This window comes from Streptomyces fulvoviolaceus (assembly GCF_000718165.1).
GTDB lineage: Bacteria > Actinomycetota > Actinomycetes > Streptomycetales > Streptomycetaceae > Streptomyces > Streptomyces fulvoviolaceus.
In genome coordinates, this window is the sequence record NZ_JOEY01000002.1 from 122,549 (window position 1) to 137,287 (window position 14,739).

General features: G+C 71.5%; 13 protein-coding genes. 1 reads left to right on the forward strand and 12 read right to left on the reverse strand.

Going from position 1 to position 14,739, the window contains the following annotated elements; all coding sequences use genetic code 11:
* Positions 1 to 35: 35 nt before the first annotated feature.
* The 8 genes from IG08_RS0102395 to IG08_RS0102430 form a co-directional block, all read right to left on the reverse strand.
* Positions 36 to 650 (reverse strand): TetR/AcrR family transcriptional regulator, encoded by a 615-nt coding sequence (locus IG08_RS0102395; RefSeq protein ID WP_030595572.1) that lies wholly within the window; start codon positions 648 to 650, stop codon positions 36 to 38.
* A complete protein-coding gene (locus tag IG08_RS0102400; protein ID WP_030595574.1) occupies positions 638 to 1,372 on the reverse strand; it encodes an enoyl-CoA hydratase family protein in 735 nt (244 codons plus the stop codon). The genes IG08_RS0102395 and IG08_RS0102400 overlap by 13 nt, the downstream gene beginning before the upstream one ends.
* Positions 1,369 to 2,937, reverse strand: coding sequence for a 4-coumarate--CoA ligase family protein (locus IG08_RS0102405; RefSeq protein ID WP_030595577.1), 1,569 nt, complete (start codon positions 2,935 to 2,937; stop codon positions 1,369 to 1,371). The genes IG08_RS0102400 and IG08_RS0102405 overlap by 4 nt, the downstream gene beginning before the upstream one ends.
* Positions 2,938 to 2,983: 46 nt before the next feature.
* Positions 2,984 to 4,114 (reverse strand): acyl-CoA dehydrogenase family protein, encoded by a 1,131-nt coding sequence (locus tag IG08_RS0102410; protein WP_030595580.1) that lies wholly within the window; start codon positions 4,112 to 4,114, stop codon positions 2,984 to 2,986.
* 68 nt (positions 4,115 to 4,182) lie between these two features.
* Positions 4,183 to 6,024 carry an acetyl/propionyl/methylcrotonyl-CoA carboxylase subunit alpha gene (locus IG08_RS0102415; protein ID WP_030595583.1) on the reverse strand — a complete coding sequence of 614 codons (1,842 nt, stop codon included), beginning with the start codon at positions 6,022 to 6,024 and terminating at the stop codon, positions 4,183 to 4,185.
* Positions 6,025 to 6,032: 8 nt separating this feature from the next.
* On the reverse strand, positions 6,033 to 7,631 hold the full coding sequence (locus IG08_RS0102420) for an acyl-CoA carboxylase subunit beta (RefSeq protein ID WP_030595586.1): 1,599 nt from the start codon (positions 7,629 to 7,631) through the stop codon (positions 6,033 to 6,035).
* The gene (locus IG08_RS0102425; protein WP_030595588.1) at positions 7,628 to 9,298 is read right to left on the reverse strand and encodes an acyclic terpene utilization AtuA family protein; all 1,671 of its coding nucleotides are present in this window, start codon (positions 9,296 to 9,298) and stop codon (positions 7,628 to 7,630) included. Before IG08_RS0102425 ends, IG08_RS0102420 begins: the two co-directional genes overlap by 4 nt.
* Positions 9,295 to 10,089 (reverse strand): TIGR03084 family metal-binding protein, encoded by a 795-nt coding sequence (locus IG08_RS0102430; RefSeq protein ID WP_030595590.1) that lies wholly within the window; start codon positions 10,087 to 10,089, stop codon positions 9,295 to 9,297. Before IG08_RS0102430 ends, IG08_RS0102425 begins: the two co-directional genes overlap by 4 nt.
* A gap of 106 nt (positions 10,090 to 10,195) precedes the next feature.
* Between IG08_RS0102430 and IG08_RS0102435 the strand changes: the two genes are divergently transcribed.
* Positions 10,196 to 10,945 carry a class I SAM-dependent DNA methyltransferase gene (locus IG08_RS0102435; protein ID WP_030595593.1) on the forward strand — a complete coding sequence of 250 codons (750 nt, stop codon included), beginning with the start codon at positions 10,196 to 10,198 and terminating at the stop codon, positions 10,943 to 10,945.
* A gap of 55 nt (positions 10,946 to 11,000) precedes the next feature.
* Here IG08_RS0102435 and IG08_RS0102440 read toward each other — a convergent pair whose 3' ends face one another.
* The 4 genes from IG08_RS0102440 to IG08_RS0102455 all read right to left on the reverse strand — a co-directional run bounded on the left by IG08_RS0102440 (position 11,001) and on the right by IG08_RS0102455 (position 14,736).
* Positions 11,001 to 11,948, reverse strand: a complete 948-nt coding sequence (locus IG08_RS0102440; RefSeq protein WP_030595596.1) for an EamA family transporter — start codon at positions 11,946 to 11,948, stop codon at positions 11,001 to 11,003.
* Positions 11,949 to 12,119: 171 nt separating this feature from the next.
* Positions 12,120 to 13,244 (reverse strand): lipid II:glycine glycyltransferase FemX, encoded by a 1,125-nt coding sequence (locus tag IG08_RS0102445; protein WP_030595600.1) that lies wholly within the window; start codon positions 13,242 to 13,244, stop codon positions 12,120 to 12,122.
* Between the two features lie 42 nt (positions 13,245 to 13,286).
* Positions 13,287 to 14,051, reverse strand: a complete 765-nt coding sequence (locus tag IG08_RS0102450) for a metallophosphoesterase family protein (protein WP_030595604.1) — start codon at positions 14,049 to 14,051, stop codon at positions 13,287 to 13,289.
* Positions 14,052 to 14,142: 91 nt separating this feature from the next.
* Positions 14,143 to 14,736: a hypothetical protein gene (locus IG08_RS0102455; RefSeq protein WP_030595606.1), complete on the reverse strand. Its 594-nt coding sequence runs from the start codon at positions 14,734 to 14,736 to the stop codon at positions 14,143 to 14,145.
* Positions 14,737 to 14,739: the final 3 nt, after the last annotated feature.

Sequence of the window (14,739 nt, forward strand, 5' to 3'; positions counted from 1 at the left end):
GCCGCCACACGTGCGTGTCCACGCCATAGGGGTGGTCAGCTCAGCGCGTCGTCCAGCAGAACCGCCCACTGGGACACCACGCGTTCGCGGCGGGCGCCGTCGTCCGTGAGTAGGTTCGCCAGCCCCAGCCCCCGGGCCATGTCCAGCAGGCCCTGGACCGTCTCCCGTACGCCCGGACGCGACTCGTCCGCGTCCAGCAGTTCCACCGCGATCCGGTGGGTCTCGCGGCCGACGCGGGCTTCCAGTTCGGTCACCTGCGGGCGGAGTTGCTCCTCGTTGGAGGCGGCGACCCAGAGATGGAGGGCGGCGCGGAACAGAGGGCCTGTGTAGAGGTCGACGAGGGCCGAGACCACTGCGCGGCGGTCGCCTGCGGCGCCCTGCGGGAACAGGGCGCGCAGGGCCGTGGACCGCTCCTCCGCCACGTACTCGACCGCCGCCGTGAAGAGGTCCTCGCGGGTCGGGAAGTGGTGCTGCGCGGCGCCTCGGGAGACGCCGGCGCGTTCGGCGACGACGGAGACCGTGGAGCCGGCCCAGCCGTGTTCGGCGAGGCAGGACACGGCGGCCTCCAGGAGGCGCTGCCGGGTGGCCCGGCTGCGGTCCTGTTTGGGAGTACGTTCCACACGGTCGCCGACCGTGCTCACAGCGCCCATGCGGGATCCCGTCGTTCTAGGAAGGCCGTCATCCCCTCGCGGGCCTGCGCGGAGGAGAACAGCCGGGCCGAGAGCGCGGTCAGGTCGGCCGCGTCCCGGTCGAAGGTCTCCAGCACCCTAGCCGTGAGCAGCTGTTTCGTCTCGGCCAGGGCCTGGGGGGCCGCTCGGCGCAGGCCGTCCAGGATGGGTTCCAGTACGGCGTCCACGTCGTCGCCGGACGCCGTGAGGAGGCCGATGCGGGCCGCCTCGCCCGCGGAGAAGCGCTCACCGGTGAGGTAGTAGCGGGCGAGAGCACGCGGATCCGTGCGGGGCAGCAACGGCAGTGAGATGACCGCCGGGGCCACCCCGATCCGTACCTCAGTGAAGGCGAGGGTGGACTCCGTCGAGGCCGCCGCGATGTCGCAGGCCGCCAGCAGGCCCAGGCCGCCCGCGCGTACGTGGCCGGTGACGCGGGCGACGACCGGTTTGGGCAGCTCCACGATCTGGCGGAGCAGCCGCACCAGCGCGTCCGGGGGCGGTGGGTCGCGCAGGTCGGCGCCCGCGCTGAAGGTGTTGCCGGTGTGGGTGAGGACGATCGCGCGTACGTCGCCGTCCTTGCCGCAATCCAGGAGAGCATCCGCGAGTTCGCTCACCAGCGCCGCCGAGAGGGCGTTGCGGTTGCCCGGTGAGTCGAGGCTGAGCTGCTCGACGCCACGCGCGCGCGTACGGCCGATCAGTGTCACGTGCGCTCCCGGAGCTGTCGGCGCAGGATCTTGCCGGAGGCGGCCCTGGGGACCCCGTCGATGAAGGTGACCTGGCGGACGCGCTTGTAGGGGGCGACGCGTTCGGCGACGTACATCATGACCTCTCCTTCGGAGAGGTCGGTCGCGGTCGACTGGCGGACCACGTACGCGTGCGGGACCTCGTTGTTGTCGTCGTTGTAGACGCCGATGACGGCCGCGTCCGCGATGCCCGGGTGGGTGAGGAGCAGCGCCTCCAGCTCGGCGGGGGCCACCTGGAAGCCCTTGTACTTGATGAGCTCCTTGACGCGGTCGACGACGAACAGCCAGCCGTCGGCGTCGACATGGCCCACGTCCCCCGTGTGCAGCCAGCCCTCCTCGTCGATCATCGCGGCGGTGGCGTCGGGGTGGCCGAGGTAGCCCTTCATGATCTGGGGGCCGCGGATGAGGATCTCGCCGGGCTCGCCGATGAGGAGGTCCTTGTCGGGGTCGTCGAGGGAGACGATGCGCATCTCGGTGCCGGCGATGAGCTTGCCGACGGTTCCGGGGGGCGCCTCGTGCATGGCGTTCAGGGGGACGACGTGGGTGCCGGGCGAGAGTTCCGTCATGCCGTAGGCCTGGCCCACGGGCGGCAGGTTCAGGCGCTGGGAGCAGGCGGCCGAGAGCTTGGCGTCCAGGGGGGCGGCGGCGCTGACGATGTACTTCAGGGACGACAGGTCGTACTGCTCGACCAGCGGGTGCTTGGCGAGGGCGAGGACGATCGGCGGGGCGACGTACAGGCCGGTGATGCGGTGGTTCTGGATGGCCGCCAGGAAGGTCTCCAGGTCGAAGCGGGGCAGGACGACGACCGTGGCGCCCCGGCGCAGGGGGGCGTTCATGAGGGCCGTCAGGCCGTAGATGTGGAAGAAGGGCAGCACGGCGAGGATGCGGTCGCCGGGGCCGGCGTCGATGGCGGGCTGGAGCTGCGCCAGGTTGGTGGCGATCTGGCGGTGCGTGAGCATGACGCCCTTGGGGATGCCCGTCGTGCCGGACGAGTACGGCAGCGCGGCCACGTCCTCCGCCGGGTCGATGTCGACCTGCGGTTCGGGGGCCGTCGAGGCCAGCATGTCGATGAGCGAGCGGTGTCCGGGGGCGCTGTCGCAGACGAAGATCTCCTCGACGCCGCCCGCGAGTTCGGCGGCCCGGCGTGCCGTCTCCAGCAGGGGCGAGACGGTGATGATCCAGCGGGCGGCCGAGTCGGTGAGCTGCTTGGCGAACTCCTCCGGCGTGGCCAGCGGGTGCACGGTGGTGACGGAGGCACCCGCGCGCGTGGCGGCGTAGAACGCGGTCGGGAAGGCGACGGTGTTCGGGCTGTGCAGGGCGAGGACGTCGCCCTTGTGCACGCCCGCCTCGGCGAGTGCGGCGGCGATGCGCCGGTGGAACCGGTCGAGTTGGTCGTAGGTGAGGGTGGTGCCGTCCGTGCCGTCGATGAGCGCGGGCGCGTCACCGAACTCGGCGGCCCGGCCCAGCACCGCTTCGTGGATGGGGAGTTCGACGGGCGGGACGTCTGCGTACTCGCTGCGGAACATGGTTCCTCCTCGTGCGAATGGCACAACCCATTCAGCACAGTGCCGTTCAGTACGACTTGGGCAGACCCAGGGTCTGGTGGGAGACGTAGTTGAGAATCATCTCCCGGCTCACCGGAGCAATACGAGCCACGCGGGCGGCTGTTATCAACGAGGCGAGACCGAATTCCCGGGTGAGGCCGTTTCCGCCGAGGGTGTGCACGGCCTGGTCGACCGCCCGCACGCAGGCCTCCCCCGCCGCGTACTTCGCCATGTTGGCGGCTTCACCTGCGCCTACGTCGTCTCCCTCGTCGTACAGGTAGGCCGCCTTCTGCATCATCAGGCGGGCCAGTTCGAGGTCGATGTGCGCCTGGGCCAAGGGGTGCGCGATGGCCTGGTGGGCGCCGATGGGGGTGTTCCACACGGTGCGGTCGCGGGCGTAAGTGATCGCTTGCGCGAGGGCGTAGCGGCCCATACCGATCGCGAAGGCGGCCGTCATGATGCGTTCGGGGTTGAGGCCGGCGAAGAGTTGCAGGAGGCCTGCGTCCTCGTCTCCCACCAGGGCTTCGGCGGGGAGTCTGATGTCGTCCAGGGTCAGCTCGAACTGTTTCTCCACGGCTTGGAGTTCCATGTCGATCTGGTGGCGTCGGAAGCCTTCGGCGTCCCTCGGGACGATGAACAGGCAGGGCTTGAGACGACCGGTGCGGGAGTCTTCTGTTCGGCCGACTATGAGGGTGGCGTCGGCTATGTCCACGCCCGAGATGAAGACCTTGCGGCCTGTGAGCAGCCAGTCCGATCCGTCGCGGCGGGCCGTGGTGGTGATGCGGTGGCTGTTGGAGCCGGCGTCCGGTTCGGTGATGCCGAAGGCCATCGTGCGGGTGCCGTCCGCCAAGGCGGGGAGCCACTCCTGTTTCTGGGCGTCTGTGCCGAAGCGGGCGATGACTGTGCCACAGATGGCGGGAGACACGACCATCATCAGGAGGGGGCAGCCTGCGGCACCCAACTCTTCGAGGACTATGGAGAGTTCCGCTATTCCGCCGCCTCCGCCGCCGTATTCCTCCGGGAGGTTGACGCCTAGGTAGCCGAGTTTGGCTGCCTCCGACCAGAGTGTTTCTCGGTCGTAGGTGCGGCCGTGGCGTTTGCCCAGGGCGGCTACGGCTGAGCGGAGGGCCTTGTGGTCTTCGGTTTCGGTCGTGGTCATGTGACTCCCTCGTCGTGGCCGGTCGCGCCCGCGCGGCGATAGCCGCGAATTGATGCAGCCCCGCGCCCCTAGGTGGGCTCGACCACCGCCAGCAGTTCGTCCACCGTTACCTGCTTGCCAGGTACTACGCGAAGGGCCCTCAGGGTTCCCGTGAGCGGTGCCGTGATCTTGTGTTCCATCTTCATCGCCTCCAGCCACAGGAGGGGCTGTCCGGCCTCTACGGCGGCTCCCTCGGCCAAGCCCTCCGCAACCCGCACCACCGTCCCCGGCATGGGGGCCAGCAGCGAGCCCGGGGCATGCTGAGCCGTCGGGTCGGGGAAGCGGGGTAGGGCCTTGAGCGCGGTGGTGTTCACGTACAGCTCGTCGCCGTATCGCGACACCTCGAACTTCCGCTGCACGCCCTCCACTTCGAGTACGACGAGCCCCGCGTCCGCGTGTACGACGCGCACCCCGTCCGCCGTGAGGCCCTGGCGGGTGTGCCGGTACCGGACCTCGTGCTCCTCGCCCGCCATCGCATAGCGCTTCGTCTGTGGTTGGGACGGGACGTTGCGCCAGCCGCCGAAGCGGGAGCGGTTATGGGCGTCGGCGAGGGCGGCGGCCAGGGGGGCGTGCGGGTCACCCATCCCACAGCGGGTGAGTTCGGGCAGGTGGCGGTCGTAGAAGCCCGTGTCCATGCGGGCGGTGGTGAACTCCTTGTGGCGCAGGGAGTTCACCAGCAGGTCCCTGTTGGTGGTCGGGCCGTGGATCTGTGCCCGTTCCAGGGCGGAGGCCAGCTTGCGGATGGCCTCCGCGCGCGTGGGGGCGTGGGCGATGGCCTTGGCGAGCATCGGGTCGTAGTGGACGCCTATGGGGTCGCCGTCCCCGTAACCCGTGTCCAGGCGGACGTCCGGGACGGTGAGGCGGTGGAGGGTGCCGGTCTGCGGGGTCCAGTCGTGGGCGGGGTCCTCGGCGTAGAGGCGGGCCTCGACGGCGTGGCCACGCGCGCGCGGGGGGTCGTTCGGGAGGGTGTGGCCCTCGGCGATCCGGATCTGTTCCGCCACCAGGTCGAGGTCGTACACGGCCTCCGTGACCGGGTGTTCCACCTGGAGGCGGGTGTTCATCTCCAGGAAGTGGGCCTTGCCGTCGGCCACCAGGAACTCGACGGTGCCGGCGCCCACGTAGTCGACGGCGCGTGCGGCGCGCACGGCCAGCGCGCACACCTCTTCCGCGAGCCCCTCGGAGAGGCCGGGTGCCGGGGCCTCCTCGATCACCTTCTGGTGGCGGCGCTGGAGGGAGCAGTCGCGGGTGCCGAGCGCCCAGACCGTGCCGTGGGCGTCGGCGAGGATCTGCACCTCGACGTGGCGACCGTCCTCGACGTAGGGCTCGACGAACACCTCACCGTCGCCGAAGGCGCTCGCGGCCTCGGCGCGTGCGCCCTCCAGCGCGGCACTCAAATCCTCCAGACGACGCACGACGCGCATCCCGCGCCCTCCGCCGCCCGCGGCCGCCTTCACCAGCACCGGCAGGTCGGCCGCCCCGACCTCACGCAACGGCGCGAGCCCCATGAGCTCCTTCGCGCGCGTCTTGGACGCCATCGCCTCGATCGCCTCCGGGGGCGGCCCGATCCAGACCAGGCCCGCGTCCAGGACGGCGCGTGCGAAGTCGGCGTTCTCGGAGAGGAAGCCGTAGCCGGGGTGCACGGCGTCGGCGCCGGACGCGACGGCCGCCTTCACGATCAGGTCGGCACGCAGATACGTCTCGGCGGGCGCTGCCCCCGGCAGCCGTACCGTCGCGTCGGCCACGCGCGCGTGGAGGGCGTTCGCGTCGGCGTCCGAGTGCACGGCGACCGTCCGGATTCCCAACTCACGGCACGTGCGGAAGATCCGGCAGGCGATCTCGCCCCGGTTGGCGACAAGCACAGTCCCTATCAAGTGATTCCTCACATCCGGAAGACGCCGAAGCCGCCGCGCGCACCCTCGTACGGCGCCGTGTGGATGGCCGACAGGCACAGACCCAGCACCGTGCGGGTGTCGCGCGGGTCGATGACGCCGTCGTCGTACAGCCGCCCGGACAGGAACATCGGCAGCGACTCGGACTCGATCTGCTGCTCCACCATGGCGCGCAGCGCCGCGTCCGCCTCCTCGTCGTACGGCTGCCCCTTCGCGGCCGCCGACTGGCGGGCGACGATGGAGAGCACGCCGGCGAGCTGCTGCGGGCCCATGACGGCCGACTTGGCGCTGGGCCAGGCGAAGAGGAAGCGGGGGTCGTAGGCCCGGCCGCACATGCCGTAGTGGCCCGCCCCGTACGACGCCCCCATGAGCACGGAGAGATGGGGCACCCGGCTGTTGCTCACCGCGTTGATCATCATCGCGCCGTGTTTGATGATGCCGCCCTGCTCGTACTCCTTGCCGACCATGTAGCCGGTGGTGTTGTGCAGGAACAGGAGCGGGATGTCGCGCTGGTTGGCGAGCTGGATGAACTGGGCCGCCTTCTGGGACTCCTCGCTGAACAGGACCCCTTGGGCGTTCGCCAGCACACCCACCGGATAGCCGTGGAGCGTCGCCCAGCCCGTCGTCAGGCTCGTCCCGTACAGCGGCTTGAACTCGTCGAAGTCGGAGGCGTCGACGATGCGGGCGATGACCTCTCGGGGGTCGAAGGGCGTCCTCAGGTCGCCCGGGACAACGCCCAGGAGCTCATCGGTGGAGTACTTGGGCGGCTCGGCCGGGCCCGGATCGCCGTACGCCTTGCGGTGGTTGAGGCGGGCCACGACCCGCCGTGCCTGCCGCACGGCGTCCTGCTCGTCCACGGCGAAGTAGTCGGCGAGACCCGACACGCGCGCGTGCATCTCGGCGCCGCCGAGCGACTCGTCGTCGCTCTCCTCACCGGTGGCCATCTTCACCAGGGGCGGGCCGCCGAGGAACACCTTCGCGCGCTCCTTGACCATGATCACGTGGTCGGACATGCCGGGGATGTAGGCACCCCCGGCGGTCGAGTTCCCGAAGACGACGGCGATGGTGGGGATGCCGGCGGCGGAAAGCCGGGTGAGGTCGCGGAAGATGGCGCCCCCGGGGATGAAGATCTCCTTCTGGGACGGCAGATCGGCGCCTCCCGACTCCACCAGGCTGATGCACGGGAGCCGGTTGGCGAGCGCGATGTCGTTCGCGCGCAGGGCCTTCTTCAGCGACCACGGGTTGCTGGCGCCGCCCCGCACGGTGGGGTCGTTCGCGGTGATCAGGCACTCCACGCCCTCGACGACACCGATGCCGGTGACCAGGGAGGCCCCGACGGCGTAGTCGCTGCCCCAGGCGGCCAGCAGGGACAGTTCCAGGAAGGGGGTGTCGGGGTCGAGGAGCAGCTCGATGCGCTCACGGGCGAGCAACTTGCCGCGTTTCCGGTGCCGTTGGACGTACTTCTCGCCGCCGCCCGCGAGGGCCTTGGCGTGTTCGGCGGTCAGCTCGTCCAGCTTGGCGAGCATGGCCTCGCGGTGGGCGCGGTAGTCGGGACTGTTGGTGTCCAGCGTCGAGGACAGGACGGTCACAGCAGGGCCTCCGGGATGTCCAGGTGGCGGGAGCGCAGCCATTCGCCGAGCGCCTTGGCCTGCGGGTCGAAACGGTGCTGGGCGGCGACGCCCTCGCCGAGGATTCCCTCGACGACGAAGTTGAGGGCGCGGAGTCGGGGCAGGGTGTGCCGGGTGACGGGCAGGTCGGCCGTCTCCGGCAGGAGTTCACGCAGCCGGTCGACGGTCAGGGTGTGCGCGAGCCACCGCCACGCCTCCTCCGTCCGGGCCCAGACCCCCACGTTGGCGTTCCCGCCCTTGTCGCCGCTGCGGGCGCCGACGACGAGGCCGAGGGGGGCGCGCCGGGTGGGTGCGGAAGGCAGGGGCTCGGGCAGGGGCGGCTCCGGCACCTCGTCGAGTACGACGGTCTCGTGGGCGGGCGGCACAGGGATCCGTCGCCCGTCGTGGAGGACCGCCACATGGTCGACGGCACCATGGGGGACGTACACATCCTCGAAGACCCCATACGGCGAGCCCTTTCCAGGTGGCGCGAGCACATGGAAGCCGGGGTAGCCGGCCAGTGCCAGCTCCACGGCGGCCCCGCTGAGCGCCCGCCCGACCACCGCCTCGTCCGGGTCCCGTACGACGAGCCGCAGCAGGGCGCTCGCGGTCTCCTCGGTGTCGGCGTCGGGGCGGTCGGTGCGGGCGAGGTCCCAGCGCACGCCGGTGACCTTGCCGAGGGCCGCCTCCATCTGCTCCCGCACCAGCGCGGCCTTGGCCTCGATGTCGAGGCCGGTCAGGACGAAGGCGACCTCGTTGCGGAAGCCGCCGAGGCGGTTGAGGCCGACCTTGAGGGTCGGGGGCGGGGGCTCGCCGTGTACGCCCTCGACGCGGACCCGGTCGGGGCCGTCCTGGGTGAGCCGGATCGTGTCGAGGCGTGCGGTGACGTCGGGTCCGGCGTACCGGGCGCCGGTCGTCTCGTAGAGGAGCTGGGCGGTGACCGTGCCGACGTCGACGAAGCCGCCGGTGCCGGGGTGTTTGGTGATGACGGCGGTGCCGTCCTCGTGGAGTTCGGCGAGCGGGAAGCCCGGTCGGCGGACATCCCCTTCCTGGAAGAACGCGTAGTTGCCGCCGGTCGCCTGCGTCCCGCACTCCAGGACGTGCCCGGCGACGACGGCCCCCGCGAGCCGGTCGTACTCCCCGGGCCCGCAGCCGAAGTGGGCGGCGGCGGGCCCGGTGACCAGGGCCGCGTCCGTCACCCGGCCGGTGACCACGATGTCGGCACCCTCGCGCAGACAGGCCGCGATACCGAAGCCGCCGAGGTAGGCGTGGGCGGCGAGGCTGCCGGGGTACTCAAGGGCGAGGTCGTCGCCCTCGACGTGGGCGACGCGGACGGTGAGGCCGAGACGGTCGGCCAACTCCCGTATCCGGGAGGCGAGTCCGGCCGGGTTGAGGCCGCCCGCGTTGGTGACGATCCTGACCCCGCGCTCCTGCGCGATCCCCAGGCACTCCTCCAACTGCCGCAGGAAGGTGCGGGCGTACCCGGCACCGGGGTCCTTCAGCCGGTCGCGGCCCAGGATGAGCATGGTCAGTTCGGCGAGGTAGTCCCCGGTGAGGACGTCCAGTTCGCCGCCGGTGAGCATCTCGCGCAGGGCGTCGAAGCGGTCGCCGTAGAACCCGGAGGCGTTGCCGATACGCAGAGCCCTCACCGGGCGTCCCCCTTCGGCGGGCGTCCGTCGCCCGGCGGGCCCGCGAAGGCCTGGGCGATGTCCAGCCAGCGGTCGGCGTACTCCCCTACGGCGGTCAGGGCAAGGTCGGCGCGGTGGGCGCGCTGGGTGACCAGGAGGCAGAGGTCGAGCGCGGGGCCGGTGACGCGGTCGTCGGCGTCCTCGGGGCCGTAGACCCACAACTCACCCGATGGGGCGGCGAGTTCGACGCGGAACTCCTCGAACGGCGAGGTCAGTCCGTGCACGCCGAAGGCGAAGTCGCGGGTGCGGACGCCGAGGCGGACGATGTGCCGGAGCCGGTCGGTCGGTTCACGTACCAGGCCCAGCGCGTCCGCCACGTCCAGGCCGTGAGCCCAGGTCTCCATGAGGCGGGCGGTGGCCATGGAGGCAGCCGACATGGGCGGGCCGTACCAGGGGAAACGGGCGCCGTCGGGCGCGGTACGCAGGGCGTCCGCGAGGGCCTCACGGCCGGCCCGCCAGTCCGCGAGCAGCTGCGCGGGCGCCTTGGCGGCGCCCTCTTCCGCGCCGTTGTCCACGAAGTCGCCGGGTGCGGTCAGCGCGTTCTCGACCTCGCGGGCGAAGGCGTCCTGGTCGGTCACGGCCAGGAGGGAGGAGTGGTCGGTCCAGGCGAGGTGGGCGATCTGGTGGGCGAGGGTCCAGCGGGGTGCGGGGGTGGGCAGCTTCCACTGCTCCGGCGCCAACTCGGCCACGAGGAGGTCGAGTTCGTCGCTTTCGGCACGCAGGTCGTCGAACACGGGCGTCGGGTCGGCCATGGGGCGAGCATGGCAGCGGGCCAAGAAACAAGCAAGCGTGCTTGCATTAATCGGGTCCGGGAAAATTCGCGTGCCCCGCCCGCCTCCCCCGCAGTACGGTCGCCCGATGCCTGACGAAGACGGTTACTTCGGAGAGTCCGTCGCGGCGACGTACGACGAGTCGTCGGCGGAGATGTTCGAGTCGGACGCGGTCGATCCGGCCGTCGACCTCTTGGCCGGACTGGCGGAGCTGGCCGGTACCGGCCGAGCCCTGGAGCTGGGCATCGGCACCGGGCGTCTCGCGCTCCCGCTGTCGCGGCGCGGGGTCGAGGTGCACGGCATCGACCTGTCCCGGGCGATGGTGGAGCGGCTGCGCGCCAAGCCCGGCGGCGACGCGATCGGCGTGACGATCGGGGACTTCGCGACGACCACGGTGGACGGCACCTTCTCCGTCGCCTACCTGGTCTTCAACACGATCATGAATCTGACGACGCAGGACGCCCAGGTGGACTGCTTCGCCAACGCCGCGGCCCATCTCGAGCCCGGCGGCCGCTTCGTCGTCGAGGTCATGGTCCCCGACCTGCGCCGGCTTCCACCCGGGCAGAACGCCGTGCCGTTCCATGTGGGCGAGACACGGATCGGCTTCGACACGTACGACCTCGCCACCCAGTCGATGAGCTCGCACCACGTCAGGGTCGAGGACGGACGCGGCTCGTTCCGGTCCATCCCGTTCCGGTACGTGTGGCCGGCAGAGCTGGACCTGATGGCCCGGCTGGCGGGGATGCGACTGCGGGAGCGGTGGGAGGGATGGACGCGGGGGCCGTTCACGGGCGAGAGCCGTTCGCACGTCTCCGTCTGGGAGAAGACAACCGGCTGAGGGGGTTTTCCACGGGCCCGGGACGCCGACTCACCTCACCGTGCCCCGGCACCCCTCAGGAAGCCGCCTCCGGCACCGCCGCCTTCCCCCGCCCCACCTGCGTCCGCACCGCCCCCATGCTCGCCGCGATGACCAGGGCGATCGCGAGGGCCTGCAGCACGGACAGGGCCTGGTGCAGGATCAGGAAGCCCGCCGCGGCGGCGACGGCCGGTTCGAGGCTCATGAGGATGGCGAAGGTGGAGGCGGGCAGGCGGCGCAGGGCGAGGAGCTCGAGGGTGTAGGGCAGGACGGAGGAGAGGACGGCGACCGCCGAACCCAGGGCGATCGTGGCGGGGTTCAAGAGCTTCGTGCCCGACTCCGCGATGCCCAGCGGCAGGAACACCAGCGCCGCCACCCCCATCGCCAGCGCCAGTCCGTCGGCCTGCGGGAAGCGTCGGCCCGTACGTGCGCTGAAGACGATGTACGCCGCCCACATGGCGCCCGCCCCCACAGCGAAGGCCACACCTATGGGGTCGAGGCTGTCGAAGCCTCCGCCGCCGAGGAGGAAGACGCCGGCGAGGGCGAGTCCGGCCCACACCGCGTTGACCGCCCGGCGGGACGCCAGAACCGAGAGGGCCAGCGGGCCGAGCACCTCCAGGGTGACGGCGGGGCCGAGGGGGATGCGGTCCAGGGCCTGGTAGAAGAGGCCGTTCATCGCGGCCATGACGAGGCCGAAGACGACGACCGTGCCCCAGTCGGTGCGCGAGTGGCCGCGCAGCCGGGGGCGGCAGATCAGCAGCAGCACGAGCGCGGCCGCCAGCAGGCGCAGGGTGACCACGCCGAGCGCGCCCGCCCTCGGCATCAGCGTCACCGCCAGCGCGCCGCCGAACTGCACGGAGACACCACCGGCGAGGACCAGGCCGACGGGGCCCAGGGAACCCCGGCGGCGCGGTGCGCCCACCGGGGTACGGGGGGCGACCGGGGTCGACGAGGTCGGGGCAGCGGCGCTGGGGGTCGTCGTCACGGGGCTTCCAGGGATCGGCTCGGGCTTCAGGGGCGTTCGTCCATCGTGATGCACTACTCGGTCCAGAGTAATGGACTTCGACAGGTGTGTGAACCCGATATACAGCTGTCCCGCATGCAGCTGTCCCGGCGACTCGGAATCCACGGACGGGTGCCTCGGCGCCGACCCGGTTCAGCGGCGGGACATGTACAGATCCAGCGCCTTGTGCAGCAGCCGGTTGAGCGGGAAGTCCCACTCCCCCAGGTACTCCACGGCCTCGCCGCCCGCGCCGACCTTGAACCGCAGCAGGCCGAGGAGGTGGTTGGACTCCTCCAGGGTGTCGGTGATGCCGCGGAAGTCGTAGACCGCGGCGCCGAGTTCGTGGGCGTCGGCCATCATGCGCCACTGCATGGCGTTGTTGGGCTGGACCTCGCGCTTGCGGCCGGTGGAGGCGCCGTAGGAGTACCAGACGTGGTCGCCGACGGTCAGCATGGTGGCCGCGGCGAGGACGTCGCCCTCGTGGTGGGCGAGGTAGAGGCGCATCCGGTCGGGGTGTTCGGCGGTGAGCGCGCTCCACATGCGCTGGAAGTAGGACAGGGGCCGGGGCAGGAAGCGGTCGCGCTCGGCGGTCTCGGCGTAGAGCTCGTAGAAGGCGGGCAGGTCGTCGAGCCCACCCCGTACGACCTCCACCCCGGCCTTCTCCGCCTTCTTGATGTTGCGCCGCCACTGCTGGTTGAGGCCGCGGTGGATGTCCTCCAACGACCGCCCGGCGAACGGCACTTGGAAGACGTACCGGGGCTGCCCGGCCGCGAACCCGTCCTCGCCGCCGGGTTCGGTCCGCTGCCAGCCCGCCCTCCGCAGCCGGTCGGCGACGTCGAGGGCCCGCGGTTCGCACGACGTCGCCTCCGCGTCCCGCAGCCGCAGGGCCGCCGGGTCGGCGATCGCCGCCTTCACCGCGTCCGCGTCCCAACGGCGCACGACGACGGGCGGGCCCATCTTCACGGAGAACGCACCCTGCTTCTTGAGGTGAGCGAGCATCGGCTCCAGCCAGCGCTCGCCGAGATCGGCCGCGTACCAGTCGATCAGCGGGCCCTCGGGCAGGTAGGCGAGGTACTTCTTCACCCTCGGCAGCGGCCGGAACAGCACCAGCCCCGCCCCCACGAGCCTGTTCTCCTCGTCGAACCACCCCAGACTCTCCGCCCGCCAGTCCGGCTTCACCTCACCCCAGGACGGGACCTGCATGTGACTGGCGGAGGGCCGGGCCGCGACGAAGGCGAGGTGCTCGGCGCGGGAGATGGGCTGGAGGCGGAGGGGCATGCGGGGGCTCCTTCGGGTGGCTGATCTCGTCAGCCTAGGAGGTCAGCCACGGCCGTCCCGTGGTCCGAACAGCTCCAGCACCTCCGTGTCCGTGGCACGGGCGTGGAGAAAGTAGCCGGCCCACTCCGCGATGCCCGGGTACGCGCACTCCGCGACCAGCCGTTCCACAGCCGCCGGGATGTCGTACGCCGTCACCCGCAGGTCGGTGCCCGGGCCCAGCAGGCACCAATGGGCGCCCGTGCGGCCGTACGGCATCCCGACGCTGCCGGGGTTCACGACCAGGCGGCCGTGCGCGAGGCGGACGTACGGCATGTGGGTGTGGCCGCAGACCACCGTGCGGACCGTGTCGGGGATCTCCGCGAAGACCTCCGCCCAGCGGTCGAGGCGGGAGTCGACCAGGACGACCTCCTCGTCGTCGCGGGGTGTGGCGTGGCAGAAGAGGACGTCGCCGAGGCCGCGGATCGAGAGGGTGAGCGTGGCGGGGAGGCCGGCGAGGAACTCGACCTGTTCGTCGGTGAGTCGGCCGGCGGCGTAGGGGCCGATCGGGTCGGGGATCTCGTCCCGTTCGCCCCTGCGGTACTCGACCAGTTCCCGGTCGGCGTTGCCGCCGACCCACAGCACGCGCTCCCCCTGCTTCCGCAACAGGTCGAGCACCTCGGCCGGTTGGGGTCCTGCGGTGATGTCCCCGGTCAGCACGATGCGGTCGGCGGCGGCCACCTCCGGCTCGGCGAGCACCGCTTCCAGGGCGGGAAGCACGCCGTGGATGTCGGAGAGGACGGCGACGCGGTTCAGGGTGGCATCGGTCATGGTCCCGAGCCTGGGGACGGGCGGGGCGGTGTGCGGCCGGTTTCGCCCGGCGCGCAACGCCGCCCCGCCCTCGATGCTCAGCCCCCGACGCTCAGCCCGTGCTGTCGGACGCGAAACGGACCGGGATGTACTGGTCGTACAGCCGGTTGTCCGTGGCCGTGAAGTCGGCCCGGGTGACGATCGCGCACTTCACGGTCACGTCGCAGACGACCCCGTCCGCTATCTCGGGCCGGAGGTTGAGCGTCGTACGGAACGAACCGCCCTCCTCGTAGGGGATGGTGACCCCGGGCGTGCCCGTGCCGGTGTCGGTGATGCGGCGCCCCGAGCCGTCCGTCGACTCCCGGCCGCCGAGACAGGGGCCGGGCTTCTCGGTGTACGTCGAGGGGTCGCCGACCTTGACGCTGTCGGGGATCACGCAGAAGGCCAGGAAGATGCCCTGCGCCCGGTTGTAGCCGGTGCCGCCGACGTACGCCGTGCCGCCGTCCGCGGGCAGGACGGTGGGCGTGGCACCCAGTCGCAGCTCGAACGTCTCGCCGGCGTCCGTGGTGACGGTGCGGTGGGCATGGCCGGACAGCGGGGACTGCGGGGAAGCGCTCGCGGTGCCGGACAGGGGCAGCAGGGCGACGAGTCCGGCGGCCGTGGCCGCGAGCGCGCCGCGCAGGAGATTCTTGGTGGGGGGTTTCATGGG

Coding starts and splice junctions, on each gene's coding strand:
- IG08_RS0102395 (WP_030595572.1), bottom strand. CDS start 650: ATGGGCGCTGTGAGCACGGTCGGCGACCGTGTGGAACGTACTCCCAAA.
- IG08_RS0102405 (WP_030595577.1), bottom strand. CDS start 2,937: ATGTTCCGCAGCGAGTACGCAGACGTCCCGCCCGTCGAACTCCCCATC.
- IG08_RS0102410 (WP_030595580.1), bottom strand. CDS start 4,114: ATGACCACGACCGAAACCGAAGACCACAAGGCCCTCCGCTCAGCCGTA.
- IG08_RS0102430 (WP_030595590.1), bottom strand. CDS start 10,089: ATGGCCGACCCGACGCCCGTGTTCGACGACCTGCGTGCCGAAAGCGAC.
- IG08_RS0102435 (WP_030595593.1), top strand. CDS start 10,196: ATGCCTGACGAAGACGGTTACTTCGGAGAGTCCGTCGCGGCGACGTAC.
- IG08_RS0102445 (WP_030595600.1), bottom strand. CDS start 13,244: ATGCCCCTCCGCCTCCAGCCCATCTCCCGCGCCGAGCACCTCGCCTTC.
- IG08_RS0102450 (WP_030595604.1), bottom strand. CDS start 14,051: ATGACCGATGCCACCCTGAACCGCGTCGCCGTCCTCTCCGACATCCAC.
- IG08_RS0102455 (WP_030595606.1), bottom strand. CDS start 14,736: ATGAAACCCCCCACCAAGAATCTCCTGCGCGGCGCGCTCGCGGCCACG.